Source organism: Streptococcus milleri, assembly GCF_900636525.1.
In the GTDB taxonomy this organism is placed as follows: domain Bacteria; phylum Bacillota; class Bacilli; order Lactobacillales; family Streptococcaceae; genus Streptococcus; species Streptococcus hominis.
Window position 1 is genome coordinate 210,989 of the sequence record NZ_LR134288.1, and the last position, 22,969, is coordinate 233,957.

Here is a 22,969-nt window from a genome sequence, read left to right on the forward strand (position 1 = left end):
CATCACTGTCCACAGCCTTTTCAAATATGCACTTTTTAATAGTTTTTAATCAAATCAACAGTTGAGCGATCTAACTTCCTAACAAGAGCTTGTAAGAAAGCTTGTGCTTGCAAAAAGTCGTCCATTGCGTAGAGTGTTTGATGAGAATGAATGTAACGTGCACAAACACCAATAGTTGTAGAAGGCACACCACCGTTTTTGAGATGAGCAGCACCAGCATCGGTTCCGCCTTTACCACAGTAGTATTGGTATTTGATACCTGCTTCTTCTGCGGTTGTCAAAAGGAAATCTTTCATATTTGGCAACATGAGGTGACCTGGGTCAAAGAAACGAATCAGAGTCCCTTCTCCGATAGCTCCTTGATCTCCGTAAATGTCGCCAGCAGGCGAACAGTCTACTGCAAAGAAAACTTCTGGGTCAAACTTAGTCGTTGAAACATGGGCTCCACGCAAGCCGACTTCTTCTTGGACATTGGCTCCAACATAGAGTTCATTGCCAAGTTTTTGTCCAGCTAGAGCTTGAACCAGTTCACTCACCATGAGGACACCGTAACGATTGTCCCAAGCTTTTGAGATAACGTTTTTCCCATTAGCTGTGAGAATAGCAGAGCTGTCTGGTACAATCGTATCGCCTGGACGAATGCCGTAGCTTTCAGCTTCTGCTTTATCAGTAAATCCACCGTCAAAAACAATATCTTCAATCCTTGGTAGACTTGGTCCACCTGTTCCACGAGTCAAATGTGGAGGAACGGATCCTGAAATGACAGGAATTTCAACTCCTGTACAAGTAAACAATTTAAATCGTTGGCTGCTAACGACGAGTGGATTCCAGCCACCAATTTGCACCACACGAAAAGTTCCGTCGGGTTTGATTTCACTCACCATGAAGCCAACTTCATCCATGTGGGCAGCTACTAAGACACGCGGTGCATCAACAGTTTCTGAATGTTTCACTCCAAAAATGCCTCCTAAACCGTCGGTTACGACTTCGTCCACATGAGGAGTCATTTTTTTACGTAAATAATTGCGAATAGGCGCTTCATGCCCTGAAACGGCAGCAATTTCTGTTACTTCTTTGATTTTTGAAAATAATTCTGACATCATTAACCTTCTTTCTGTTCTTATTTTATCATTTTCTATCATAGTTGGGTAGCGTTCAAAGATAAAAAACAATAGTGTTTCGATTTGTCCCAATTTATCTTTTGTGTTAAAATATTGTCATGAAAGCTAAAAAGATTCTATTAACAACGGCTGTACTTGTAGGAGTAGGGATTGCAGCTTATGCGACTAAAAAAACGTTGGACGAACGAAAAGAAGCTGAGCAGCGTGAGCAATTAGTTGTTGAAATTCGGAAAAGTTTGTCTGAGCTAGGCGACATTGCCACACTATATGTGCAATTATACAAGTCAGATGAGCATCGATTGGTTGGTGGTGTGGTGTATGAAGATGGTCGGCACCTTACATTTGTGTATGAAAATGGCGAATTGAGCTATGAGGAAGAGCAATGATGATTCCAGCAACTATCGAAGAATTAGCAACATTAGTAAACCGTGAAGGAAAAACTGTTTTCCTTTTCACAGCTGACTGGTGTGGAGATTGTCGTTTTATTAAACCTTTTTTGCCTGAGATTGAAGCAGAAAATCCTGATTTTACCTTTGTTGAGGTCAATCGTGACGATTATATGGAAGTTGCCAAAAAGTGGGATGTGTATGGGATTCCTAGCCTAGTAGTCCTAGAAAATGGACAAGAAATTGGCCGTTTTGTTAATCGCGAGCGAAAAACGCAGACGCAAATCAATGAATTTTTAGCCCAGTTAAACTGAAGATATAGGAGAAATAATGATTTTTGCATATAATAAAGAGCATGTGGGTGACGTGCTAATGGTGGTTGTTGAAGACGGTCAAGCTGCTAAGTTAGCTGCTGAGCGCAAGGGCAACGTAGCGCGTGTTTATCGTTTGGACAATGGAGAAACGGTTGCTTGGAATATTTTTCAGATTTCTAATCTTGTTAATATTACCGAACGCGGTCAAGTCTTTTTGACAGATGAAGAAATTTCAATTCTGAATCAAGAATTGAGCCAAGCAGGTTTTGAGCCAGAATTGGTCAATGACCTTGAGCCGAAATTTGTGGTTGGTGAAATTGTGGAAATGGTAGCTCATCCAGATAGTGACCATCTTAATATTTGTCAAGTAAAAGTAGCAGCAGATAAAGTGGTTCAAATCGTAGCAGGTGCGCCTAATGCTAAAGTAGGTCTCAAGACGATTGTGGCGCTTCCGGGTGCTATGATGCCAAAGGGAAACTTGATTTTTCCTAGTGAGCTGCGTGGAGAAAAGAGTTTTGGTATGATGTGTAGTCCTCGCGAATTGCAGCTGCCAAACGCTCCGCAAAAACGTGGGATTATTGAATTAGCAAGTTCGGAAGTAGTAGGAACAGCCTTTGATCCAACTAAGCATTGGCAAGAGTAAAATAGAAATTAAGTTTTAATCGTGAATTTTCACGATTTTTTTCTTTTCTCTTACGAATAAATAGTTAGGAGGAAAACAAAATGTATAATAAAGTAATTTTAATCGGTCGCTTGGTGAATACACCAGAGTTAAACAAAACAGCTAATGATAAATCTGTGGCGCGTGCAACACTTGCGGTCAATCGTCGCTACAAAGGACAAAATGGTGAACGAGAAGCAGACTTCGTCAATGTCGTTGTTTGGGGCAAGTTAGCCGAAACATTGGCAAGTTATGCAAGTAAAGGCAGCTTGATTTCACTAGACGGCGAACTTCGCACTCGCCGCTATGAGAAGGACGGAGTGACGCATTATGTCACAGAAGTGCTTTGCAATGGTTTCCAGCTATTAGAAAGCCGTGCACAGCGAGCTCTTCGTGAGAATAATGCAGGTGCAGACTTGGCAGATTTGCTTCTGGAAGAAGAGGAATTGCCATTTTAATAAAGATAAGCTAGGCTGGACAACATCCAGTCTATTTGTCTCTAGTCAGCGAAAAAATTAGCATTTTATGCTTTCAATGATGTATGAATAATATGGGCAAGATAGAAGTCAACAGTCTGAGAATTGCATTTAGTTTTAACTTGAGTTTAAAAACAAGGAAGTTAGGGGGATTTTTCAAATTTTTTACACTTCTTTTTCTTGGCGAGGTTTTGCTTTTTTGTATAAATATAATATAATAAACCTAGATAAAACAGAGTCTTCTGTTTAAGACTGATGTTGATAAGGAGAAAAAATGGGAGCAGGTAAAGGACAAAAGCAATATCGCTATTATCGTAAATATCTATTATTTTTTCTGTTTGTCCTTGTATTGGCTGGCTTAGTTTTCCTCTATGTAAAAGGGAATTCATCAGATAGCAAGCAGGTCAAGATAGGAGCGACCTATATGACGATGAACAATGATTTTTATAAAACCTTAAATGCTGAAATTGAGAAAAAAACCAATCAACAAGGAAGTCGACTTTATGTGCGGGACCCAGAATTAGACGAAGACAAGCAAAGTCAGCAGATTGATTATTTTGTTCAAGAAAGAGTAAATGTGATTGTTATAAACCCAGTTAAGAGTGACAGTCCAAAGATTCTGACTTCTTTAAATAAAGCCAGAAAAGCGGGAATCAAGATTATTGTTGTGGATGCACCTGTTAGCAAAGATGCAAAAGTTGATACTACTATTGTGTCAGACAATTATCAAGCCGGTGTGTTGATAGCAAACGATATGATGAAACGATTGTCAAGTGCGAAGATTTTACTATTGGAACATCATAACGCTGTGTCTGCGATGGATCGGATTCAAGGATTTTTAGATACGATTAAAGGGCATCCTGCTTATCAGGTGGTTTCTGAGCGGGAAACATTGGGGCAAACGGAAGAAAGTATGCCTCAAGTAAAAAAAGCATTGAACGAAGGAATGCAATTTAATGTGGTCATGTCTTTAAATGATCGTGCTGCTATCGGAGCTCTCGCGGCCATAAAAGATCAAGGTGTGACAGATAAGATTGCAATTTATGGCGTAGATGGCTCGCCTGATATTAAGAATTTCCTTGCCAACACCAATGATATTCAAGGAACGGTTGCCCAGTCTCCAATTCAAATGGGCAGAAAGGTGACAGAAGTGATTGAGCGCATGATGAAGTATCAAGCCTACAAAGAGGAATATCTCATTCCTGTTCATTTGGTGAATAAAGATAATATCGGGCAATATACAATTACAGGGTGGCAATAATGAGACGAAATAAAAGTATTTTTTATAGCAAAATTGCTTTAATGGTCATCAATTTTATTGCCATTGTTTATAATGCTTCTATTTATCTTTTTGCAACGAATTATGTAGTGGCAAAAGGCTATGCTCATTCACTGCTAGGACGTTTGGATGCTATCCCAGGCTCGCCGAGCTTTAGTTTTTGGATGTCGATTGCCTTTTATGTTTGCTTATTGTTGGTTTTTTATTACCGTGAGAAGCATCCAAATCAGCTATCTGTTTATGATAAAGTAACTATTATTGAGATTTTGCTGATGTTGGTTATTTTTGCTGTCTTGCATTCTTCTTATAATGGTCTGATTCTATTGGTTTTTGCAGATATTTTTTACGGTTCTAAGGAATTTAACACCTCCAAAGATCGGAAATATTGGTTTTCTTTTATCGTTTTGAGCTTTAGTATGTTGCTCTTGTCCAACTATGACTTGATGTCGCTTTTTGTTAAATTGCCTTCGTTAGATACTTATATTCGTTTTTGTCCAGAATCTATTCGCATGGCACTCCTTTTTGGAAAGAATTTTCTCTTTTCACTAAATCTGGTTGTCTTTATGATTTCTTTGCTATTCTATATTTTATCTGCAATGACCGAAAAGCACCATATTGAAGAAGAGCTGCGGATGGCAGCGCAAGCCAATCGTGAGTTAAATAGTTATTTAGCCTTATCTGAAAAAATTGCGGAAGACCGTGAAAGAAAGCGGATTGCCAGAGAAATCCATGATACATTAGGGCATGCTTTGACAGGAATTTCAGCTGGGATTGATGCGGTTAAAGTATTGGTGGATATTGACAAAAATCGTGCTAAGGAGCAGTTAGAAAATGTTTCTGTGGTTGTGCGAGACGGTATCCGTGATGTGCGAGGCTCGCTCAATAAAATGCGTCCCGGCGCTCTAGAAAACAATAGTTTAAAAGAAGCGTTGCTCAAAATTATTCGAGAATATGAAGCCATTTCTAATTTAGAAATTCATTTTCTCTATGAATGGGACACGATTGATTTGGATGTTGCAAAAGAGGATATTGTCTTTCGGGTGATTCAGGAGTCCATTACAAATTCGGTGCGGCATGGACATGCTAAGACGATTTGGATTGAATTGTTAGAAAAAGAGAATTATATCATGACCATACAAGACGATGGGGTCGGCTTTGATGAGCTTCACTATGGTTTCGGTCTCAAACAAATGCAGGAGCGTTTGGCGATTATTGGTGGGAATGTTCATTTTGAAAATCGCAACGGTTTCTATACCTATATTGAAATTCCGAAAATAGGAGGAAAGAATGATTAAAGTTTTAATTGCAGATGATCAAGCCTTGATTCGTGAGTCTTTACAAATTATTTTATCGGCTCATTCAGATATTGAAGTGGTGGGAACAGTCGGTGACGGCAAGGAAGTGCTCGAAAAACTTCACCATATACATCCAGATGTGATTTTGATGGACATTCGAATGCCTGTTATGGATGGCGTTCTCTGTACAAAGGCGGTCAAAGAACAATATCCAGATATCAAAATTATCATTCTAACAACTTTCGATGATGATGATTTCATTTTTTCAGCATTGAAATATGGCGCTTCTGGTTACATTTTAAAAGGAGTTTCTACTGAAGAATTGCACCAAGCCATTCAAACGGTTTACAAAGGTGGTGCTATGATTAACCCCAACATTGCTACCAAAGTGTTTAAAATCTTTTCACAAATGGCACAGTCAAATTTTGCTATTTCTGTTGCCGAAGAAAATGTGGAAGACATGAGTCAGACTGAGTGGAAGATTATCCAACAAATTGGTTTTGGAGTTTCAAACAAGGAAATTGCAGCGAAGTTGTTCTTGTCTGAAGGGACAGTGCGGAATTACTTGTCAGGCATTCTGGCGAAATTAAATTTGCGAGATCGCACGCAATTAGCTATTTGGGCTGTGCAGACAGGTGTTACCCAACGTGATTTTAGTAAGGACAATGACAAATGAAGTGGCGGATGAGGTATTTGACGATGTTCGTCTCGGCTCTCCTTTTAGTGACCCTTAGCTTTGTTTTATGGACTTCCAATCAAAAAAAGATTTTGCGAATTGGAGTGTATGCAGGCAGCAGCTGGGACGTTCCGAATAGTCGTGAGAATAGAGTATTAGACAATATTATCCGCCAATTTGAAAAGTCACATCCCAATGTCAAAGTCGTCTATGAGAGCGGCATTCCTAAAAAGGACTATGACAATTGGCTAGCAGAAAAGATTCTAAAAGGTGAGCAGGCAGATGTATTTATGGTGCCTGAAAATGATTTTTCTATGTTAGCGGCTTCTGGGGCTTTTAAATCCTTGGATTCTTTGATTAGTAAAGAGGAGGCTGCGGCTTACTATCCAGTTGCTTATCAAGCTGGGCTATATCAGGAACACAGTTATGCTTTACCGATTGAAAGCAATCCTATCATGATGTGTGTCAATAAGGATTTGCTGGAAAAAGAAGGCATTTCGATTCCTGATTCCAATTGGACTTTAGAAGACTTATATGCAATTTGTCAAAAAGTCACAAAGGATACAAATGGTGACGGTTTGATTGACCAGTATGGCATTACGGATTATACTTGGAAACAGGCTCTGGTAGCTTATAATGGGCATTTGAGAAATCAAAGTGGTGTCAATGTTGATAGTGTAGAAATGCATCAAGCACTCTCTTTTATCAGTAAATTGGATTCATTAAATCAACGGTACAAGGTAACGTCAAATGATTTTGATGAAGGTAAGGTAGCCTTTTATCCCATGAGTTTGGCTCAATATCGAACCTATAAACCCTATCCCTACCATGTGGCAAAATATTCTAGATTTTCTTGGACCTGCATTCCTATGCCAGCCGCTAAAGCGGGCATTCCTGCGACCCAAGTGAAAACGTCTCTTTTTGCTATGTCTTCAAAGACAAAACAGGATAAATTAGCTTGGGAGTTTATGAAATTGCTGTGTCAAAATCAAAAAAATCAGCAAGAACTATTTGCAAAATCACAAGGGACCTCTGTCTTGACATCAGTTGTCAAAAGCAGTCAGACGAAAAAGATTTTACAGGCAGATGATTTTGGGTTGGATTCATTGACATCGCAACGACTGGATCATATGATGAAGCATTCGGTGTTAGATATTAGCAGAGACTTAGATTATCATTCTTTGGAACGACTGGATTATTTACTGGGAAATGCTCTCAAAAACAATGAAATAGACAGTATCTTACCAAGTATTCAAAGGGAAATGGAAGAAACAGGCAAATAGAGATTTAACGAAGAATAAATATCAAAATAGTCAGATGAGAGATTTAGCTCAAAGCTGGCTATTTTTCTTTTTGAAAAACTATATGACATTTGTCATATTTTAACTAACAAATGTCATCTTTACAAAGTGACATTTGACAATGTGAAACCGGTTCCATATTTAGTAAAATAAAGACAGAAATGAAGGAGGAAAGAACATGAAATATCTAGTACTAGTCAGTCATGGTGGACTAGCAGAAGGTGTGCAAAGCTCATTGAAGATGTTTGCTGGTGATAAGACCGACCAAGTCATTGCAGTAGGTCTAAAAGAAGGCAAGTCTGTTGATGATTTCGCTCTTGATTTTCGTCAAGCGTTAGCAAATCTGGGAACAGAAGATACGGTTTTGGTGTTGGCAGACATTGTCGGAGGAAGCCCTTTGACGACAGCTTGCAACGTTTTGTCAGAACTTGGCAAGTTAAACACGGCAGTCGTACTTGGTGGTCTCAATTTGACAATGGCACTCACAGGCTTAGTAATGAAAGATATGTTGGAAGGAAAAGGCTTGGCACAAGCCATTCTCTCAGAAGCATCCGCAGCTCTGCAAGAATTTGATGTGATTGCTAGTGATGAAGATGACGAAGATGACATTTAAGAAGAAATAAAAGGAGATTTATCATGACAATTTCATTTGTACGTATTGATGACCGTATGATTCACGGTCAAACAGTAACTCGTTGGGCAAAAGAATATCCTTGTGACGGCTTGGTTGCTGTCAATAATGCTGCAGCAGGAAATGCAGTTTTGAAACAAGCCTACAAAGCAGCTTCTGATAAAAAAACATTCGTTTGGACAAAAGAAGCATGGAAAGAAAAATCACAAAAGGTATTGGATTCCGATAGTCGCTATTTCTTGATTACTAAAAATCCAATTGACATGAAAGAAATACTAGTTGATCAAGGTTTTGTGCCTGGCGATATCAAAGAAATTATTGTTGGTCCAGCCAATGACCGTCCAGGAGCTATTAAATTAGGAAATAACCAATCCATTACACAAGAGGAAGCGGAAGCGCTTGAAGCGATTCAAAAAGCTGGCTATAAAGTGAAATTCCAACTCTTACCAGATGTGTCTATCGGTTATTGGGATGATTTCAAATCTAAATTTGGTTTTTAAAAAAATATAATAAGCATTAAGGAGGAGGCTTTATTATGACAATTTCGTGGTTTCAAGCCGCTTTACTAGGGTTATTTGCCTGTCTATCATCTATGCCTGGTTTAGGTGGTACTTCCATTGGTAACTATACTCTTGGACGCCCACTTGTAGGTGGCTTAGTTTCAGGACTGATTCTAGGAGATGTGAAATTAGGTATCATCTGTGGGGTTGCAATGCAACTTGTTTACATCGCTTTGGTAACACCTGGCGGTACTGTTTCAGCTGACGTTCGTGCGGTTTCTTATATTGGGATTCCTCTGGCAATGGTTGCTATTCAATCACAAGGACTGTCACTTGACTCTGCAGATGCTGCTAACTTGGCTAAATCAATGGGAACACTCGTTGGTACAGTTGGTACAGTTCTTTTCTATGGTACAGCTACTATGAACTTGCTTTGGCAACATATTGGCTGGAAAGCTGTTGAAAAAGGTGAATTTAAACGCCTGTATATGGTAGACTGGGGCTTCCCTTGGATTTCACACTTGATATTCTCATTCTTGCCAACCCTCATTATGTGTAAATTAGGTGCAGATGCAGTTACGGCCTTGAAAACGACACTTCCATTGGACGGTATTCCAATGAAAACCCTCTTCACAGTTGGTTCTCTTCTTCCATGTGTCGGAATTGCAATTCTCTTGAAACAAATTGTTGAAAAAGCTGTTGATTTCATTCCATTCTTTGTTGGATTTACATTAGCAGCTTCATTAGGACTTAACCTTGTATCTTGTGCAGTCATTTCATTGATTTTTGCAGTATTATTCTATGAAATTCAAATGGCTAAAAATGTAAGAGCACAAGCAGCCGCAAGTGCAAGTTTTGATGATGACGATGAGGAGGATATTTAAAATGGTTAAATTAACGAAAAAAACATTAGGAAAATCTTTTCATCATTGGTATTATGGGAACTTAACTTGCTTCTCACAAGAACATATGCAAACATTTGGTTACCTAGCTTCAATGCTGCCAATCGTGGAAGAATTATATCCTAAAAAAGAAGACCAAGCCAAAGCAATGCACACTTACACTGCATTCTTCAACACAGAACCTCAATTAGGTGCATTGATTGTAGGGATTACAGCGGGTTTAGAAGAAGCGCGTGCGAATGGGGCTGATGGAGTAGATGATGAAACGATTAACGGTCTTCGTGCTGGTCTGATGGGACCTGTTGCAGGGATTGGTGACTCATTGATTGTTGGTACCTTGATTCCGATTATACTAGGTATTGCTCTTGGCTTGTCAAATGGTGGTTCGCCACTTGGTGCCATTTTCTATATCGTTGTTTGGAACTTGCTCGCTTACTTTGGTATGAAATTTGCCTACTTTAAAGGCTATGAACTTGGAGACAAAGCGGTTGAATTTCTTGTCGGACCTCAAGGACAAGCTATCCGTAAGTCTGTTTCTATCATCGGTGGTATGGTCATCGGTGCTGTTGCAGCAACATGGGTACCTGTGAAGACAGCTTTCAAGTTGAAAGACTCTTCAGGAAAAGCTTTCTTGGTACTGCAAGATCAATTAGATGGTGTTTATCCAGGTCTATTGACAGCTTTGTTTATTGTCTTTTGCTGGTGGTTGATGGCGAAGAAAAACCTTTCACCAATTAAAGTAATGTTGCTTCTCGTTGTAGTAGCCTTCCTTGGTGTATTGGTTGGATTCTTCAACCCAGGATTGAAATACTAAAAATAGGAGAAAATTATGACAGAACAAGAATTGATTCAAGGATATGAAACGGAAATTCAATATCAAAAACACATGATTGAAAATCTCGGACGTTGGTTTAGTCTCTTCTTTACCATTGCTAGTATCGGTCTTGTTCTGGTCTATTTTTTCCGTCAAATCAATCTCATTGCCTTTGTTCTTGGAATGATCCTAGCAGTGTTGGGAATATTAGCCATGCTCGTTTTTGGCTATGGTATTTATAAAGGACGATTGAATCTCAAAAAAGTCATTGATGATTTTGAAGAAAAATTAAGATTGGTTCGATAAAAATTTATTTGCTTTCCCCCTAAAAACTTTGTCGTTTGACAGAGTTTTTTTCTTGACTATTTCTGACCAAGTGATACAATAGAAAATGTAAATATTAGCACTCGCACTAACGGAGTGCTAAAACAAGATATTGGAGGTAAACAAATGCTTAAACCATTAGGTGACCGTGTGGTCTTAAAAATAGAAGAAAAAGAACAGAAAGTTGGTGGTTTTGTCATTGCAGGTGCAGGACAAGACGCCACAAAGACGGCAAAAGTTGTGGCTGTCGGGGAAGGGATTCGTACACTCAACGGTGAACTCGTTGCGCCAAGCGTAAAAGCTGGTGACACCGTTCTCGTTGAAAGCCACGCGGGAATTGATGTTAAAGACGGCGAAGAAAAGTACCTCGTTGTCAATGAAGCAAATATTTTAGCGATTGTTGAATAAATAAAAATTTATAGAAAGAGGAATTGTAAAAATGGCAAAAGATATTAAATTTTCAGCGGATGCAAGAAGCGCCATGGTGCGTGGTGTTGATATTTTGGCAGATACCGTTAAAGTAACCTTAGGCCCTAAAGGGCGCAATGTCGTTCTTGAAAAATCATTTGGCTCACCACTCATCACAAATGACGGTGTCACCATTGCAAAAGAAATCGAACTCGAAGATCATTTTGAAAATATGGGAGCTAAGTTGGTGTCAGAAGTTGCATCAAAAACCAATGATATCGCTGGTGACGGAACAACTACTGCGACTGTGTTGACCCAAGCAATTGTCCGCGAAGGGATTAAAAATGTAACGGCTGGTGCAAACCCAATTGGCATTCGTCGTGGTATTGAAACAGCTGTTGCAACAGCTGTTGAAGCCTTAAAAGCAAATTCTGTTCCGGTTTCTAATAAAGAAGCGATTGCGCAAGTTGCAGCTGTCTCATCACGTTCTGAAAAAGTCGGAGAATACATTTCTGAAGCCATGGAAAAAGTTGGCAACGATGGTGTCATCACTATTGAAGAATCAAAAGGAATGGAAACAGAGCTAGATGTTGTTGAAGGTATGCAGTTTGACCGTGGCTATCTTTCTCAATACATGGTAACAGATAATGAAAAAATGGTTGCTGATTTAGATAATCCATATATCTTGATTACAGATAAGAAGATTTCTAATATCCAAGAAATTCTTCCTTTGTTGGAAAATATTTTGAAAACAAGCCGTCCGCTTTTGATTATCGCAGATGATGTAGATGGTGAAGCTCTTCCAACTCTTGTACTGAATAAAATCCGCGGTACTTTCAATGTAGTCGCTGTGAAGGCACCAGGATTTGGGGATCGTCGTAAAGCGATGCTAGAAGATATTGCTATCTTGACTGGCGGTACAGTGATTACAGAAGACCTTGGTTTGGAATTGAAAGATGCAACGATTGAAGCACTTGGACAAGCCTCAAAAGTAACTGTGGACAAAGATAGCACTGTTATCGTTGAAGGCTCTGGTGATGCCGAAGCGATTGCCAACCGTGTGGCTGTTATCAAATCCCAAATCGAAAGTTCTACATCTGACTTCGACCGTGAAAAGCTCCAAGAACGCTTAGCGAAATTGTCAGGTGGTGTGGCTGTCATCAAAGTTGGTGCTGCAACAGAAACAGAACTCAAAGAAATGAAACTCCGTATTGAAGATGCCCTCAATGCAACTCGTGCAGCTGTTGAAGAAGGAATTGTTTCAGGTGGTGGAACAGCCTTTGTCAATGTTTTAAGTGCCGTTGAAGCACTAGACTTGTCAGGTGACGAAGCAACTGGTCGCAACATCGTTCTTCGAGCATTGGAGGAACCTGTTCGTCAAATCGCTCTAAATGCAGGATTTGAAGGTTCTATCGTCATTGACCGCTTGAAAAATTCGGAAGCAGGGACTGGTTTCAATGCTGCTACCGGTGAATGGGTGAATATGATTGATGCAGGAATTATTGACCCAGTCAAGGTTACTCGTTCTGCTCTTCAAAATGCAGCTTCAGTAGCGAGCCTCATCTTAACAACTGAAGCAGTTGTTGCTAACCAACCAGAACCAGCTAGCCCCGCTCCAGCAATGGATCCAAGTATGATGGGTGGAATGATGTAGTTTAAGAAATACAGTTCTTAATCATGTTCAATTTTGTACAAGATTACTTTTATATTAAAGTGTAAGCGTATCCTCAAGGATATTAAAAAGAGAAGTGGTGATGGATTCAATAAATCCAAGCTCGCTTCCCTTTTTATTATTTTTTAGTTTGGGCACATAAGATAGGTACAGAGAAGACAAACGAAACAGAATGATTGTTCATTGAATATTAGAGATTTATTCTCTCTTGCTGAATAAATTCGTGTTGCCTGTGAATGATATTCTATTCTGTCTATTTGTCACTACTCCTTTTCTGTGGTAAAATAGTGATACATTTCTAAGGAGAAAACGATGATTGATGTTGAAGAAATTCTGAATAAAATGAATCCCAACCAAAAAATAAACTATGATCGTGTCATGCAGCAAATGGTCAAAGTTTGGGAATCAGATCAGAAGCGTCCTACGATTTTGATGCATACCTGTTGTGCACCCTGTTCGACCTATACTCTGGAGTATTTGACCCAGTATGCGGATGTGACGGTTTATTTTGCTAATTCAAATATTCACCCTAAGGCAGAATATCAGCGCCGTGCCTATGTTGCACAAAAATTTGTTCATGATTTCAATGAAAATACTGGTAATCATGTTCGATACTTAGAAGCTCCCTATGAGCCACAGGAATTTTTCCGGACAGTACATGGCTTGGAAGAAGAGCCGGAAGGTGGCGATCGTTGTAAAGTTTGCTATGATTATCGCTTAGATAAGACAGCACAAGTGGCTGTTGATTTGGGATTTGACTATTTTGGAAGCGCCCTGACCATCAGTCCTCATAAAAATTCGCAGACGATCAATAGTGTTGGAATAGAAGTACAGAAAGTTTATGCAACGCAGTATCTTCCTAGTGATTTCAAGAAAAATCAGGGTTATAAACGCTCGGTTGAAATGTGTGAAGAGTACGACATTTATCGACAATGCTATTGTGGTTGTGTTTTTGCGGCGCAGGCACAAGGAATTGACCTCATTCAGATAAAAAAAGATGCAGTAGCTTTTTTGAAGGGGAAAGATTTAGAAAAAGATTATTCGCATATTAAATTTACTGTCACAAATGGAGAATGCTAAAAATAACACTTGTACTAGAGTTGATCGTGTTTCTTCTTACAAGGTTGTTTTTGTTTGTACATTTAGAAGTTTTATATCTTGACGTCATCAATATATTGTGTTATTATTTTTTTTAGCACAATATATGGTGTTTTTATTGAAGCTGATGACCTGATATTAGATAGATTTTGGAGGTGCAGGAAGATAGTGATTATTTTAGCGGGCATGATTGGGGTAGGTAAGACGACTTACACTTATCGATTAGCCGAGGAATTAGGAACGCAGCCATTTTTTGAACCGGTAGAAGAAAATCCTATTTTGGATAAATATTATGAAGACCCAGATAAATATGGCTTTGCTTTGCAGATTTATTTTCTAAATAAACGCTTTAAAATGATCAAAGCGGCTTATCATGACGACAATAATATTCTAGATCGTTCTATTTATGAAGACGCTTTGTTTACTTATATCAATACACTCAAGGGAAGTATCAGTGAGCAAGAGTATGATATCTACTTGGAACTTTTGGACAATATGATGGAAGAAATCCAAGGTCTGCCTAAGAAAGCGCCAGATTTGTTGATCTATTTAGACGGTAGTTTTGACCACATTATGGATAATATCAAAAAACGTGGTCGCGATTATGAGCAACCAAATGAAGAAAATGGACTCGCTGACTACTATCAACTGCTTTACAAGCATTATCAAAATTGGTATGAGGATTACAATTACAGTCCTAAAATGAGAATTGCAACAGATAATTTGGATATTGCAGATCCAAATGATTGGAATCAAGTCTACCAACAAATTCAAGAAAAAATGAGAACAATTGGGCTTGAGAAATAAATTCAATCAAGAAAGTCTCGAAATCACTTCGAGATTTTTGTATATATAAATAAAAAGGGAGATAGATGATAACGGATAGACAAGCGAAAATTCTTCAAGAAGCAAGAGATTTTGTTTATGCTGAATTGAAAGACGAGATGAGTGGGCATGACTGGTGGCATATTGTGCGTGTCACAAACAATGCTGTAGAAATCGCTAAACAAGAACAAGCAGATGTTTTTATTTGTGAGCTAGCTGCCTTGCTGCATGATATAGCTGACGGGAAATTAAATGAGAATGAAGGGGTGGGCTTGCAAAAGGTCAAGCAATGGCTACAGAATCATCAGGCTTCAGATGAGGAAACAGCTCATGTACTGGAGATTATTGCAACGATGTCATTTAAAGGTGGACATCAGCAGAAAAATGTCAGCACTTTGGAGGGGAAAATTGTTCAAGACGCCGACCGTTTAGATGCGATTGGAGCAATTGGAATAGCTCGAGCTATGGCTTATTCTGGATATACGGGCAGACCCATTCATGACCCTGCCTTGCGACCACGAGAAGATATGACGGTAGAAGAATATCGAAGTAATCAAGGAACAGCAATTCTACATTTTTATGAAAAGTTGTTGAAGTTAAAAGATTTGATGAATACAGACTATGCTAAGCAATTAGCAATAGGTCGCCATCACTTTTTGGAAGAATACCTAGAGCAATTCTACGCAGAATGGGATGCGAAAAAGTGATAATTAAAGAGACGAAAAAGCTGAGAATATGATTTCCTAGCTTTTTTGAATGCGATAGAAATAGCAACTAGATTATTTACGAAAGGCATCAATAATGTAGGTGAAGCCAGCAACTAAAAATGCAAAGGCAACGACATAAACGATAAAGACACTTGTAGCTACTGGATTGAACAGAATCACTAGACCTAGTAAAAATGCAAGCAAGGCTATCCACATGATATGGCTACCAATAATAGGGAAAATCAATCCCAGACGATTGCCTTTAAAGAAAGCAATAATGGCTTCTACAATTAACCAAATTCCTAAAATGGTCGGAATGACGACCGGCAGGGTCACAAAGCCATAAGCAACGAGGTAAAGAGCTAAGAGAAGATTAACAAACCATTGGAAAAGATAAACAGGTGAGCGAAGCTCTTTTGGCACAGAGAAATAGCCTAAAATAGCTGCTATAGAAGCAAACGGTAAACCAAATGCAATCCACCAGCTGTAAGCAACAAGATTAGCTGCTGGGTTTGTAAATAGGAAAAGTGCTAAAAGGACAAAAACAACTCCTGCAAGGAATAGCAGTAAATGATTAGAAAATTTCATTTCAATACCCCCCTATATAGTATAGTTTGAGGATGAAAGCGTTTTAACTTTTTTGATGGGAGATGTCAAGAAAGGAAATAGATAGTTTGAGAATTTTAGTATGGCTTTTTGTGGAACAAAAAAGGATGTTTTATTATTTTTTGTAACTATAACAAGGTTAGAAGATTATAAGTGAGAACAACAAAAAAGCCTATCATATAGGCTTTTTACTTAAATTTTATTATGCCCCCTACAGGGCTCGAACCTGTGACCCATGGATTAAGAGTCCACTGCTCTACCAACTGAGCTAAGGAGGCAACAGAAAAAGCTGTATTGGTGCCGGACCTTCACGATTTGTATTGAACCCGCACAATTAAGCAGGTGGGCAACTCGCTCTAACTGAAGCTGCTTCCGCGTGAAACGGCCTGCAAGCTGTTAGAAGTCTTTTGTTTCCCTAATAATACAAAAAATAGTCGGTCAACACTTAAGTGTGAAGTCGTACACCACAGCGTTTCTATAATTATGATACCACAATTTTTGAAAAATTCAAGAGGAAAAATTGTTTTTTTGCAAACGATACCATGATTTTTTAGTTATTTTTTAATTGCTCAATCTTATTTTTAGTCATGCCAAGGGCTCGTTCGTACTTTCCATTTTCATTCGGAGTGAAATAATCGGCATTTTTTATTTTTTCAGGAAGATAGTCTTGCTGAACCCAATTACCAGAGTAGTTATGCGGATATTTGTAATCCTGAGCATTTCCCAGCTCCTTGCTGCCAGCGTAATGACCGTCTCGTAGATGGCGAGGGATAGGCAAGTTCCCATTTTGTCGCAAATCAGAAAGAGCTTTATCTATAGCTACTATGGCAGAATTAGACTTAGGAGAAAGCGCTAGGTCAATGACGATATTGGCAATGAGGATGCGAGCTTCGGGGAAGCCGATTTTCTGAGCAGCTTCAAGTGCGGTCACTGTATGAATCTGAGCATCGGGATTTGCCAGACCAATGTCCTCATAAGCAATGACCGTCAGACGTCGTGCGAGACTGGGAAGGTCTCCAGCTTCAATCAAGCAAGCTGCATAATGGAGACTGGCATTGACATCAGACCCGCGGATAGACTTCTGTAAGGCGGACAGGACATCATAGTGACCGTCTCCGTCCTTGTCCATAGTGATGTAGCTCTTTTGCAGGCTGTTTTCCATAATATCCAGAGTGATATGGCGAGCCCCTTCAGTATCCTCTTTGGTAGAGAGGACTGCTAAATCTAGAGAATTAAAGGCTGAACGCAGGTCACCGTTCGTGGAAGTGGCAATGAAATCCAGAGCATCATCATCTAGTTGGACAGGAAAATCAAAACCTCGTTCGGTGTCCATCAGGGCTGTTTGAATAGCTTGTTTAATATCGTCATTTGTCAGAGGCTCCAGCTCGAAAATCTGTACCCGGCTGCGAATAGCGGGAGTGACGGAGAAAAAAGGATTTTCTGTCGTGGCACCAATCATGATGACCAGACCGTTTTCTAACAGAGGGAGGAGGAAGTCCTGCTTTGTCTTATCCAAGCGGTGAATCTCATCTAAAAGCAGCACCAAACCACCAGAGAACTTGGCTTCTTCTGCAATCTCTTGCAGGCGCTTCTTACTATCAACGGTAGCATTAAAGGTCCGAAAAGCAAATTTGGTAGTTCCTGCAATGGCCGAGGCAATTGAAGTCTTGCCAATTCCTGGCGGACCATAGAGAATCATAGAAGACAGGCGATTGGCTTCCACCATGCGACGAATGATTTTTCCTTCACCGACCAGATGTTTTTGACCGATGACCTGATCGATATTTTTAGGTCGCATGCGAATCGCTAAATTTTCTGGCATACATTTTCCTCCTTACTGGTATTCTTTTCAACTGTTCTGATTTATGTTACTATAGTTGTATCTATTTTAACACATTTTAAAGGATTAGAGAGAGGCTGGCTATGGCGAAGTATGGATTTTTGGATATATTAGATAAAGAAATGGAGAAAAGCTTTCCATTTGACTATGAAATCAATTGGGACAAGAAAAACCATGCAGTAGAGCTGTCATTTCTCTTAGAAGTGCAAAATGCAAATAGCATAGAACTTTTAGATATAGATGGGGAAAGTAGTGCAGAAGATATTTTCTTTGAAGAAAGCGTTCTCTTTTATAATCCTGCTAAGTCTCACTTTGAAATAGAGGATTATCTAACAGTTGTCCCTTATGAGCCAAAGAAAGGTTTGTCTCGTGAATTCCTGACCTACTTTGTGGACTTTTTGAAGCAGACGGCCGAAGAAGGGTTAGATGCTCTCATGGACTTTCTAGCAGATCCAGTGGCAGAAGAATTTGAAATTGTCTGGAATAATGAAGCTTTTGAAAAAGGCGGAGCAGGGCTGACGGAGACGGAATTTTATCCATATCCGAGGTACTAAAACACAAGGGTGTCCAAGAAGACGACTAATTGTACGGAGGAAGGTAAGAATGAGCGATATGACTGTTTTGCATCAAACGTTTGATTTCTCAGGCTGTAAAATTGCTTTGCTGTATGGCGATACAATTTTGACCATTTTAAGAGACGATATTCCGACAATTCCTTACCCGAATATGTGGGATTTTCCCGGCGGTGGGAGAGAAAAGGACGAGACGCCTTTTGAGTGTATTAAAAGAGAAGTTTTTGAGGAGCTCGGTATTGAACTCAAAGAGGAATCTATTACATGGGTCAAATGTTATCAGGGATTTGTTCATCCTGAGAAAGTTTCTATTTTCATGGTGGCTTCTATTTGTCAAGAACTGATAGATCAGATTGTCTTTGGTGACGAAGGACAGGGCTACAAATTGGTAAATATAGAAGAATTATTAGCGGATGAAAAGGTCATCCAGCAGTTGAAAAGTAGATTGGGAGATTATTTGGAGGTGCAGATATGATTCATATAGAACAAGCAGAAGCTACAGATTTAGAAACCATTATCAGTATTCAACGTGCTAGTTTTAAAGCTGTCTACGAAAAATATCATGACCAGTATGACCCGTATCTGGAAGATAGGGAGCGGATTAAGTGGAAGTTGGTGGAACGTTCTAATAGTTTTTACTATTTTGTCAAAGACGAAGAGGAAATTGTTGGCTTTCTTCGCTTGCAGACCAACGATGCGCGAATAGAAGGTTGGCTTGGGACAGCTGCGATTTTACCTCAGTATCAGCGAAAAGGCTATGGCTATGAAGGGATTCACCTGCTTGAGAAAAAATTTCCGACGATTACTCAGTGGGATTTATGTACGGTTTTCCAAGATGAGCCTATGGTCAAATTTTATGAAAAATGCGGCTATCATCAAACGCATACTGAACCAGAGCAAGAGGGCATGGATATGGTTTATATGACGAAGGAAATTGAGTAGAGACTGGTAAATGAGGAGTAGTTGATGTGGAGTTTGGAGGATATTAAAAATATAGAGATATGGGAAAATTAACATACAAAACGTACTCATGGGATAAAGAGTTTGAAATCAAAGGTAATTTTTCAACTGACAAAACAAAAATTATTAGTGATGAGGGAAATAGCGGTATTTTGACTTACTCGCCTGAAGAGATTGTGTTAGAAATTTTTGAAGAGTTTCCTGATGACGATGTTATTAAAGTTAATTTTGGGAATCCAGTGGATAAAATTTATGGATTTGATTCCACTGGCAAACTCTTGATTTTGGAATCTTATGGTAGTCCGTTTGGAACTTATAATATTCCAGGCTTTCCGATGAGGAAATATCGTATTAAAAATTTTAAAATTTTCACTATTGATTATAATTCTTTAGAAAATGATGGGAACTTTGAGCAGTTACTGTCACAATTGATTGATCAGTTAGAAGATACTCAGATTCAAAACTATGAATTTTCTTTCGATCATATAGAGGATTGGATTGGTAAGTCTATTGTTAATACCGAACGAGATTTTGAACAGCAAGATTTTAATATCAATGTAAATCTTTCAAATTACCCTGTGAATCAAGTTGTCATAGAGTCTGAAAATTTAGAATTTAAAGATACTGTGGAGTATACATTTACTTATGATAATTTGACATTAAGTCCACATTATAAACTTATATTATCCCCGCATGGGAAGGGAAAAGTCTCATTCGATAAGTGCTATGAAGTCTCTATGAAGGTTAAGGACTTAGTTGAGATTTTATCTGATAAACCATTATCTTTTGTGGGGATAGAATTTTTATGTGAGAAACGTAAAGATAATAATTATCCTATTATTAAGGGGAAGTATTTTATTCAACATTCAAGGAGCCTTACCAGATGGGATAAATTTAGATTACATAATATTTCCTTAATGAAAATGGGTAAAAAATTTGCAATTATTTTAAACGATTGGTTTAATAAGAAAGAAAAATTAGAATTTATTGTTAGTAAGTTCACAGCTAATTTACATGCAAAGCCGTACTTAGAAGATCAATTTATGGACTCAATAAGAAATCTAGAAGTGTATGCTAGAAATTTTATTGTACAACCTAAAAATATAATTTCAAACGAAGAAAGCGAGAATATAAATCGAGTAATCAACTATATAAATAAAAATGTAGATAAAGAGTTTAAAAACCGACTAAGAAATCGCTTGAAGTATAAACGAAAAGATAGTGACTTAAGGAAAAAATTGACTTATCTTTTTGAAAATATATCGGTAGAATTAAAGCAACAATATTTTTCAAATCAAGAGATATCAGAGGTTGTTAATAGATTGTACGATACGAGGAACTATTATACCCACGGAGAAGAACGTTCTAATTATAAAAATTTAATAACTGACTACCATGAGATGTACGATTTACTTCAGCTTTGTCAAGAGGTATTACGGTTTTATATTTTTAAAGAAATTGGTTTAGAATATAGCAAGGAGTATTAGTTATATGAACACTTGGCAAGAACTAACCATTACGGTCAGCCGTGAGGCGGAAGAAGCAGTCAGCAATATTCTGATTGATTTAGGCAGTCAAGGTGTGGCGATTGATGACAGTGCGGATTATCTGGGGGAAGCTGGTCCTTTTGGGGAGGTGTTGCCTCAGGTAGAGCAGCTGAATACGGTTGGCATTACGGCTTATTATCCAGAAACAGAGAATCTTGAAATGATTCGTCAGGAAGTGAAAGAGCGGTTGGCTCAGCTGAGGGATTTTGGTTTGGAGATTGGAAAAACTCAGCTAACCACTCAGCAGCTGGCGGAGGAAGATTGGGCGGACAACTGGAAGAAATACTTTGAGCCAGCTCGCATTACCCATGACTTGACCATCGTGCCGTCATGGACGGACTATGAGGCTGGTCCGAGTGAGAAAGTCATCAAGCTGGATCCTGGCATGGCCTTTGGTACAGGCACTCACCCGACGACCAAGATGAGCCTCTTTGCTCTGGAGCAGGTCTTGCGGGGCGGAGAAACGGTGCTGGATGTAGGCACAGGAAGTGGTGTCCTCTCCATTGCTAGCTCTCTCTTGGGCGCTAAGGATCTCTATGCCTATGACTTGGACGATGTGGCTGTCCGTGTTGCTCAGGAAAATATTGCCTTGAATGCTGGGACTGAAAATATTCATGTGGCAGCTGGCGACCTTATCAAAGGCGTTGACATCGAGGCGGATGTCATTGTAGCTAATATTCTGGCGGATATTTTGGTAAATCTGACGGACGATGCTTACCGTTTGCTTAAGGATGAGGGCTATCTGATTATGAGCGGGATTATCTCTGAGAAATGGAATCTGGTGCGGGAGTCGGCAGAAACTGCTGGATTTTTCCTTGAGACCCACATGATTCAGGGCGAGTGGAATGCCTGTGTTTTTAAGAAAACCAAGGAGATTTCAGGAGTGATAGGAGGCTAGATGCAGCAGTATTTTGTGAAGGGACAGGTTGAAAATCCTGTCATTATCAGAGATAAAGATACCCTTAAGCATATGTTTTCTGTCATGCGTTTGGTAGAAGATGATGAAGTGGTGCTGGTTTTTGAAGATGGCATTAAACGTCTAGCAAGAGTTGCGGATAGGGAGCGCCACGTGTTGAATCTGGTAGAAGCATTTCCAGATAACGCGGAGCTGCCGCTTCATGTGACGGTTGCTTCTGGCTTTCCCAAGGGAGACAAGCTGGAATGGGTGGCTCAGAAAACGACAGAACTGGGAGCAGCTGCTATCTGGGCTTTTCCAGCAGACTGGTCTGTAGCCAAGTGGGACGGTAAGAAATTAGCCAAAAAGGCAGAAAAACTTGAAAAGATTGTTTTGGGAGCAGCCGAGCAGAGCAAACGCAATCGGGTACCAGAAGTCCGACTTTTTGAGAAGAAAATTGATTTTTTAGATTGTTTGAGCCAGTTTGACCGTGTTATTGTAGCTTATGAGGAATCTGCCAAAGAGGGGGAGTCTGCTGCTTTGGTCAAGGCTGTGACAGGACTCGAAATAGGAAGTCGGATTTTATTTGTCTTTGGGCCAGAAGGCGGTCTGTCTCCAGCAGAAATTACTACATTGGAAGAAGCAGGAGCTATACTTGCAGGGCTAGGCCCACGTATCTTGCGGACAGAGACAGCTCCACTTTACGCATTAAGTGCAGTTAGTGTTTTGACAGAATTGATACAGTAGGAAAAAGTAGCTTTAATAGCTCTCATTTCTATTGTTCTTAACTTCTAACTTTGGTATAATATAAGTGAAATATCTAGTTTAGCTAGAAAGGATGGAAGCACGGAAACAAATCTGCTGGCTAGATTGCGAAAACTGCTTTTGCTTGGTAAGGAGAGGAGGTTCATCATGTCTTTATCTACCTTATTTGAGCTGTTTATTGCTATTTTAGGTGTTGTATCAGCTTGCTATCTCATTTATGCTTATGTTGAATTTATCGGAGATATGCTACATGCAGAAAAGCATCACCTCTTCCATCACAACCCGCCTATATAAAGGCGGGCTTTTTCTAAACTTAGAGTAATTACTATTTACTGGGTATGGCTTATATGTAATCGCAGTTTGAAAAAAATCGGCCATTTCTCACAGAAGCTTT

28 protein-coding genes and 1 tRNA gene are annotated in these 22,969 nt (G+C 39.2%); 25 read left to right on the forward strand and 4 right to left on the reverse strand.

Translation table 11 applies throughout. The features are described 5' to 3' along the window. Positions 1-35: 35 nt before the first annotated feature. Positions 36-1,100: a glutamyl aminopeptidase gene (pepA, locus tag EL087_RS01100; protein WP_126406267.1), complete on the reverse strand. Its 1,065-nt coding sequence runs from the start codon at positions 1,098-1,100 to the stop codon at positions 36-38. A 119-nt stretch (positions 1,101-1,219) separates the two neighbouring features. Here pepA and EL087_RS01105 point away from each other — a divergent pair, with 119 nt between their 5' ends. The 18 genes from EL087_RS01105 to EL087_RS01190 all read left to right on the forward strand — a co-directional run bounded on the left by EL087_RS01105 (position 1,220) and on the right by EL087_RS01190 (position 15,390). Then, the gene (locus EL087_RS01105) at positions 1,220-1,507 is read left to right on the forward strand and encodes a DUF4651 domain-containing protein (protein WP_126406270.1); all 288 of its coding nucleotides are present in this window, start codon (positions 1,220-1,222) and stop codon (positions 1,505-1,507) included. Continuing rightward, entirely contained in the window at positions 1,504-1,821 is a 318-nt protein-coding gene (locus EL087_RS01110; protein ID WP_126406273.1) for a thioredoxin family protein, read from the forward strand. The genes EL087_RS01105 and EL087_RS01110 overlap by 4 nt, the downstream gene beginning before the upstream one ends. Positions 1,822-1,837: 16 nt before the next feature. Next, complete coding sequence (ytpR, locus tag EL087_RS01115; protein WP_126406276.1) at positions 1,838-2,464, forward strand: YtpR family tRNA-binding protein; 627 nt, start codon at positions 1,838-1,840, stop codon at positions 2,462-2,464. 80 nt (positions 2,465-2,544) lie between these two features. Continuing rightward, a complete protein-coding gene (locus EL087_RS01120) occupies positions 2,545-2,940 on the forward strand; it encodes a single-stranded DNA-binding protein (RefSeq protein ID WP_003028522.1) in 396 nt (131 codons plus the stop codon). A gap of 292 nt (positions 2,941-3,232) precedes the next feature. Next, on the forward strand, positions 3,233-4,219 hold the full coding sequence (locus tag EL087_RS01125; RefSeq protein ID WP_126406279.1) for a sugar ABC transporter substrate-binding protein: 987 nt from the start codon (positions 3,233-3,235) through the stop codon (positions 4,217-4,219). Beyond that, entirely contained in the window at positions 4,219-5,532 is a 1,314-nt protein-coding gene (locus EL087_RS01130) for a sensor histidine kinase (protein ID WP_126406282.1), read from the forward strand. Before EL087_RS01125 ends, EL087_RS01130 begins: the two co-directional genes overlap by 1 nt. After that, positions 5,525-6,208: a response regulator transcription factor gene (locus EL087_RS01135; protein ID WP_126406285.1), complete on the forward strand. Its 684-nt coding sequence runs from the start codon at positions 5,525-5,527 to the stop codon at positions 6,206-6,208. Before EL087_RS01130 ends, EL087_RS01135 begins: the two co-directional genes overlap by 8 nt. Continuing rightward, positions 6,205-7,491, forward strand: a complete 1,287-nt coding sequence (locus tag EL087_RS01140) for an ABC transporter substrate-binding protein (RefSeq protein ID WP_126406288.1) — start codon at positions 6,205-6,207, stop codon at positions 7,489-7,491. Before EL087_RS01135 ends, EL087_RS01140 begins: the two co-directional genes overlap by 4 nt. A 196-nt stretch (positions 7,492-7,687) precedes the next feature. After that, positions 7,688-8,122, forward strand: a complete 435-nt coding sequence (locus EL087_RS01145; protein WP_126406291.1) for a PTS sugar transporter subunit IIA — start codon at positions 7,688-7,690, stop codon at positions 8,120-8,122. Positions 8,123-8,145: 23 nt separating this feature from the next. Beyond that, a complete protein-coding gene (locus EL087_RS01150; RefSeq protein ID WP_003030874.1) occupies positions 8,146-8,640 on the forward strand; it encodes a PTS system mannose/fructose/N-acetylgalactosamine-transporter subunit IIB in 495 nt (164 codons plus the stop codon). A 35-nt stretch (positions 8,641-8,675) separates the two neighbouring features. After that, positions 8,676-9,524: a PTS mannose/fructose/sorbose/N-acetylgalactosamine transporter subunit IIC gene (locus tag EL087_RS01155; protein WP_126406295.1), complete on the forward strand. Its 849-nt coding sequence runs from the start codon at positions 8,676-8,678 to the stop codon at positions 9,522-9,524. Position 9,525: 1 nt separating this feature from the next. Then, positions 9,526-10,356, forward strand: a complete 831-nt coding sequence (locus EL087_RS01160) for a PTS system mannose/fructose/sorbose family transporter subunit IID (protein WP_003035287.1) — start codon at positions 9,526-9,528, stop codon at positions 10,354-10,356. 15 nt (positions 10,357-10,371) lie between these two features. Next, the gene (locus EL087_RS01165) at positions 10,372-10,662 is read left to right on the forward strand and encodes a DUF202 domain-containing protein (protein ID WP_126406299.1); all 291 of its coding nucleotides are present in this window, start codon (positions 10,372-10,374) and stop codon (positions 10,660-10,662) included. Between the two features lie 144 nt (positions 10,663-10,806). Further along, positions 10,807-11,088 carry a co-chaperone GroES gene (gene groES, locus EL087_RS01170; RefSeq protein ID WP_049533301.1) on the forward strand — a complete coding sequence of 94 codons (282 nt, stop codon included), beginning with the start codon at positions 10,807-10,809 and terminating at the stop codon, positions 11,086-11,088. A 31-nt stretch (positions 11,089-11,119) separates the two neighbouring features. Beyond that, positions 11,120-12,742 (forward strand): chaperonin GroEL, encoded by a 1,623-nt coding sequence (groL, locus tag EL087_RS01175; RefSeq protein ID WP_049513151.1) that lies wholly within the window; start codon positions 11,120-11,122, stop codon positions 12,740-12,742. Between the two features lie 330 nt (positions 12,743-13,072). Continuing rightward, on the forward strand, positions 13,073-13,840 hold the full coding sequence (locus EL087_RS01180; RefSeq protein ID WP_003070723.1) for an epoxyqueuosine reductase QueH: 768 nt from the start codon (positions 13,073-13,075) through the stop codon (positions 13,838-13,840). A gap of 186 nt (positions 13,841-14,026) precedes the next feature. After that, on the forward strand, positions 14,027-14,665 hold the full coding sequence (locus EL087_RS01185; RefSeq protein WP_126406302.1) for a deoxynucleoside kinase: 639 nt from the start codon (positions 14,027-14,029) through the stop codon (positions 14,663-14,665). A gap of 65 nt (positions 14,666-14,730) precedes the next feature. Then, complete coding sequence (locus EL087_RS01190) at positions 14,731-15,390, forward strand: HD domain-containing protein (RefSeq protein ID WP_126406305.1); 660 nt, start codon at positions 14,731-14,733, stop codon at positions 15,388-15,390. A gap of 72 nt (positions 15,391-15,462) precedes the next feature. Here EL087_RS01190 and EL087_RS01195 read toward each other — a convergent pair whose 3' ends face one another. From EL087_RS01195 to EL087_RS01205, 3 genes are all read right to left on the reverse strand, one after another. Continuing rightward, positions 15,463-15,978, reverse strand: a complete 516-nt coding sequence (locus EL087_RS01195; RefSeq protein WP_126406308.1) for a DUF308 domain-containing protein — start codon at positions 15,976-15,978, stop codon at positions 15,463-15,465. A 223-nt stretch (positions 15,979-16,201) separates the two neighbouring features. After that, positions 16,202-16,274 (reverse strand) — tRNA-Lys (locus EL087_RS01200). Between the two features lie 272 nt (positions 16,275-16,546). Next, the gene (locus EL087_RS01205) at positions 16,547-17,818 is read right to left on the reverse strand and encodes a replication-associated recombination protein A (protein ID WP_126406310.1); all 1,272 of its coding nucleotides are present in this window, start codon (positions 17,816-17,818) and stop codon (positions 16,547-16,549) included. Between the two features lie 101 nt (positions 17,819-17,919). On the opposite strand from EL087_RS01205, the gene EL087_RS01210 reads away from it, so the two are divergent. From EL087_RS01210 to EL087_RS09225, 7 genes are all read left to right on the forward strand, one after another. After that, positions 17,920-18,390 (forward strand): DUF3013 family protein, encoded by a 471-nt coding sequence (locus EL087_RS01210; RefSeq protein WP_126406313.1) that lies wholly within the window; start codon positions 17,920-17,922, stop codon positions 18,388-18,390. 49 nt (positions 18,391-18,439) lie between these two features. Beyond that, entirely contained in the window at positions 18,440-18,883 is a 444-nt protein-coding gene (locus EL087_RS01215; RefSeq protein ID WP_126406316.1) for an NUDIX hydrolase, read from the forward strand. Beyond that, positions 18,880-19,350: a GNAT family N-acetyltransferase gene (locus EL087_RS01220; protein ID WP_126406319.1), complete on the forward strand. Its 471-nt coding sequence runs from the start codon at positions 18,880-18,882 to the stop codon at positions 19,348-19,350. Before EL087_RS01215 ends, EL087_RS01220 begins: the two co-directional genes overlap by 4 nt. Before the next feature lie 59 nt (positions 19,351-19,409). Next, the gene (locus EL087_RS01225) at positions 19,410-20,855 is read left to right on the forward strand and encodes a HEPN domain-containing protein (protein ID WP_126406322.1); all 1,446 of its coding nucleotides are present in this window, start codon (positions 19,410-19,412) and stop codon (positions 20,853-20,855) included. Positions 20,856-20,859: 4 nt separating this feature from the next. Then, positions 20,860-21,813: a 50S ribosomal protein L11 methyltransferase gene (gene prmA / locus EL087_RS01230; RefSeq protein ID WP_126406325.1), complete on the forward strand. Its 954-nt coding sequence runs from the start codon at positions 20,860-20,862 to the stop codon at positions 21,811-21,813. Further along, positions 21,814-22,557, forward strand: a complete 744-nt coding sequence (locus EL087_RS01235) for a 16S rRNA (uracil(1498)-N(3))-methyltransferase (RefSeq protein ID WP_126406328.1) — start codon at positions 21,814-21,816, stop codon at positions 22,555-22,557. A gap of 165 nt (positions 22,558-22,722) precedes the next feature. Continuing rightward, complete coding sequence (locus tag EL087_RS09225; RefSeq protein WP_003028899.1) at positions 22,723-22,869, forward strand: hypothetical protein; 147 nt, start codon at positions 22,723-22,725, stop codon at positions 22,867-22,869. Positions 22,870-22,969: the final 100 nt, after the last annotated feature.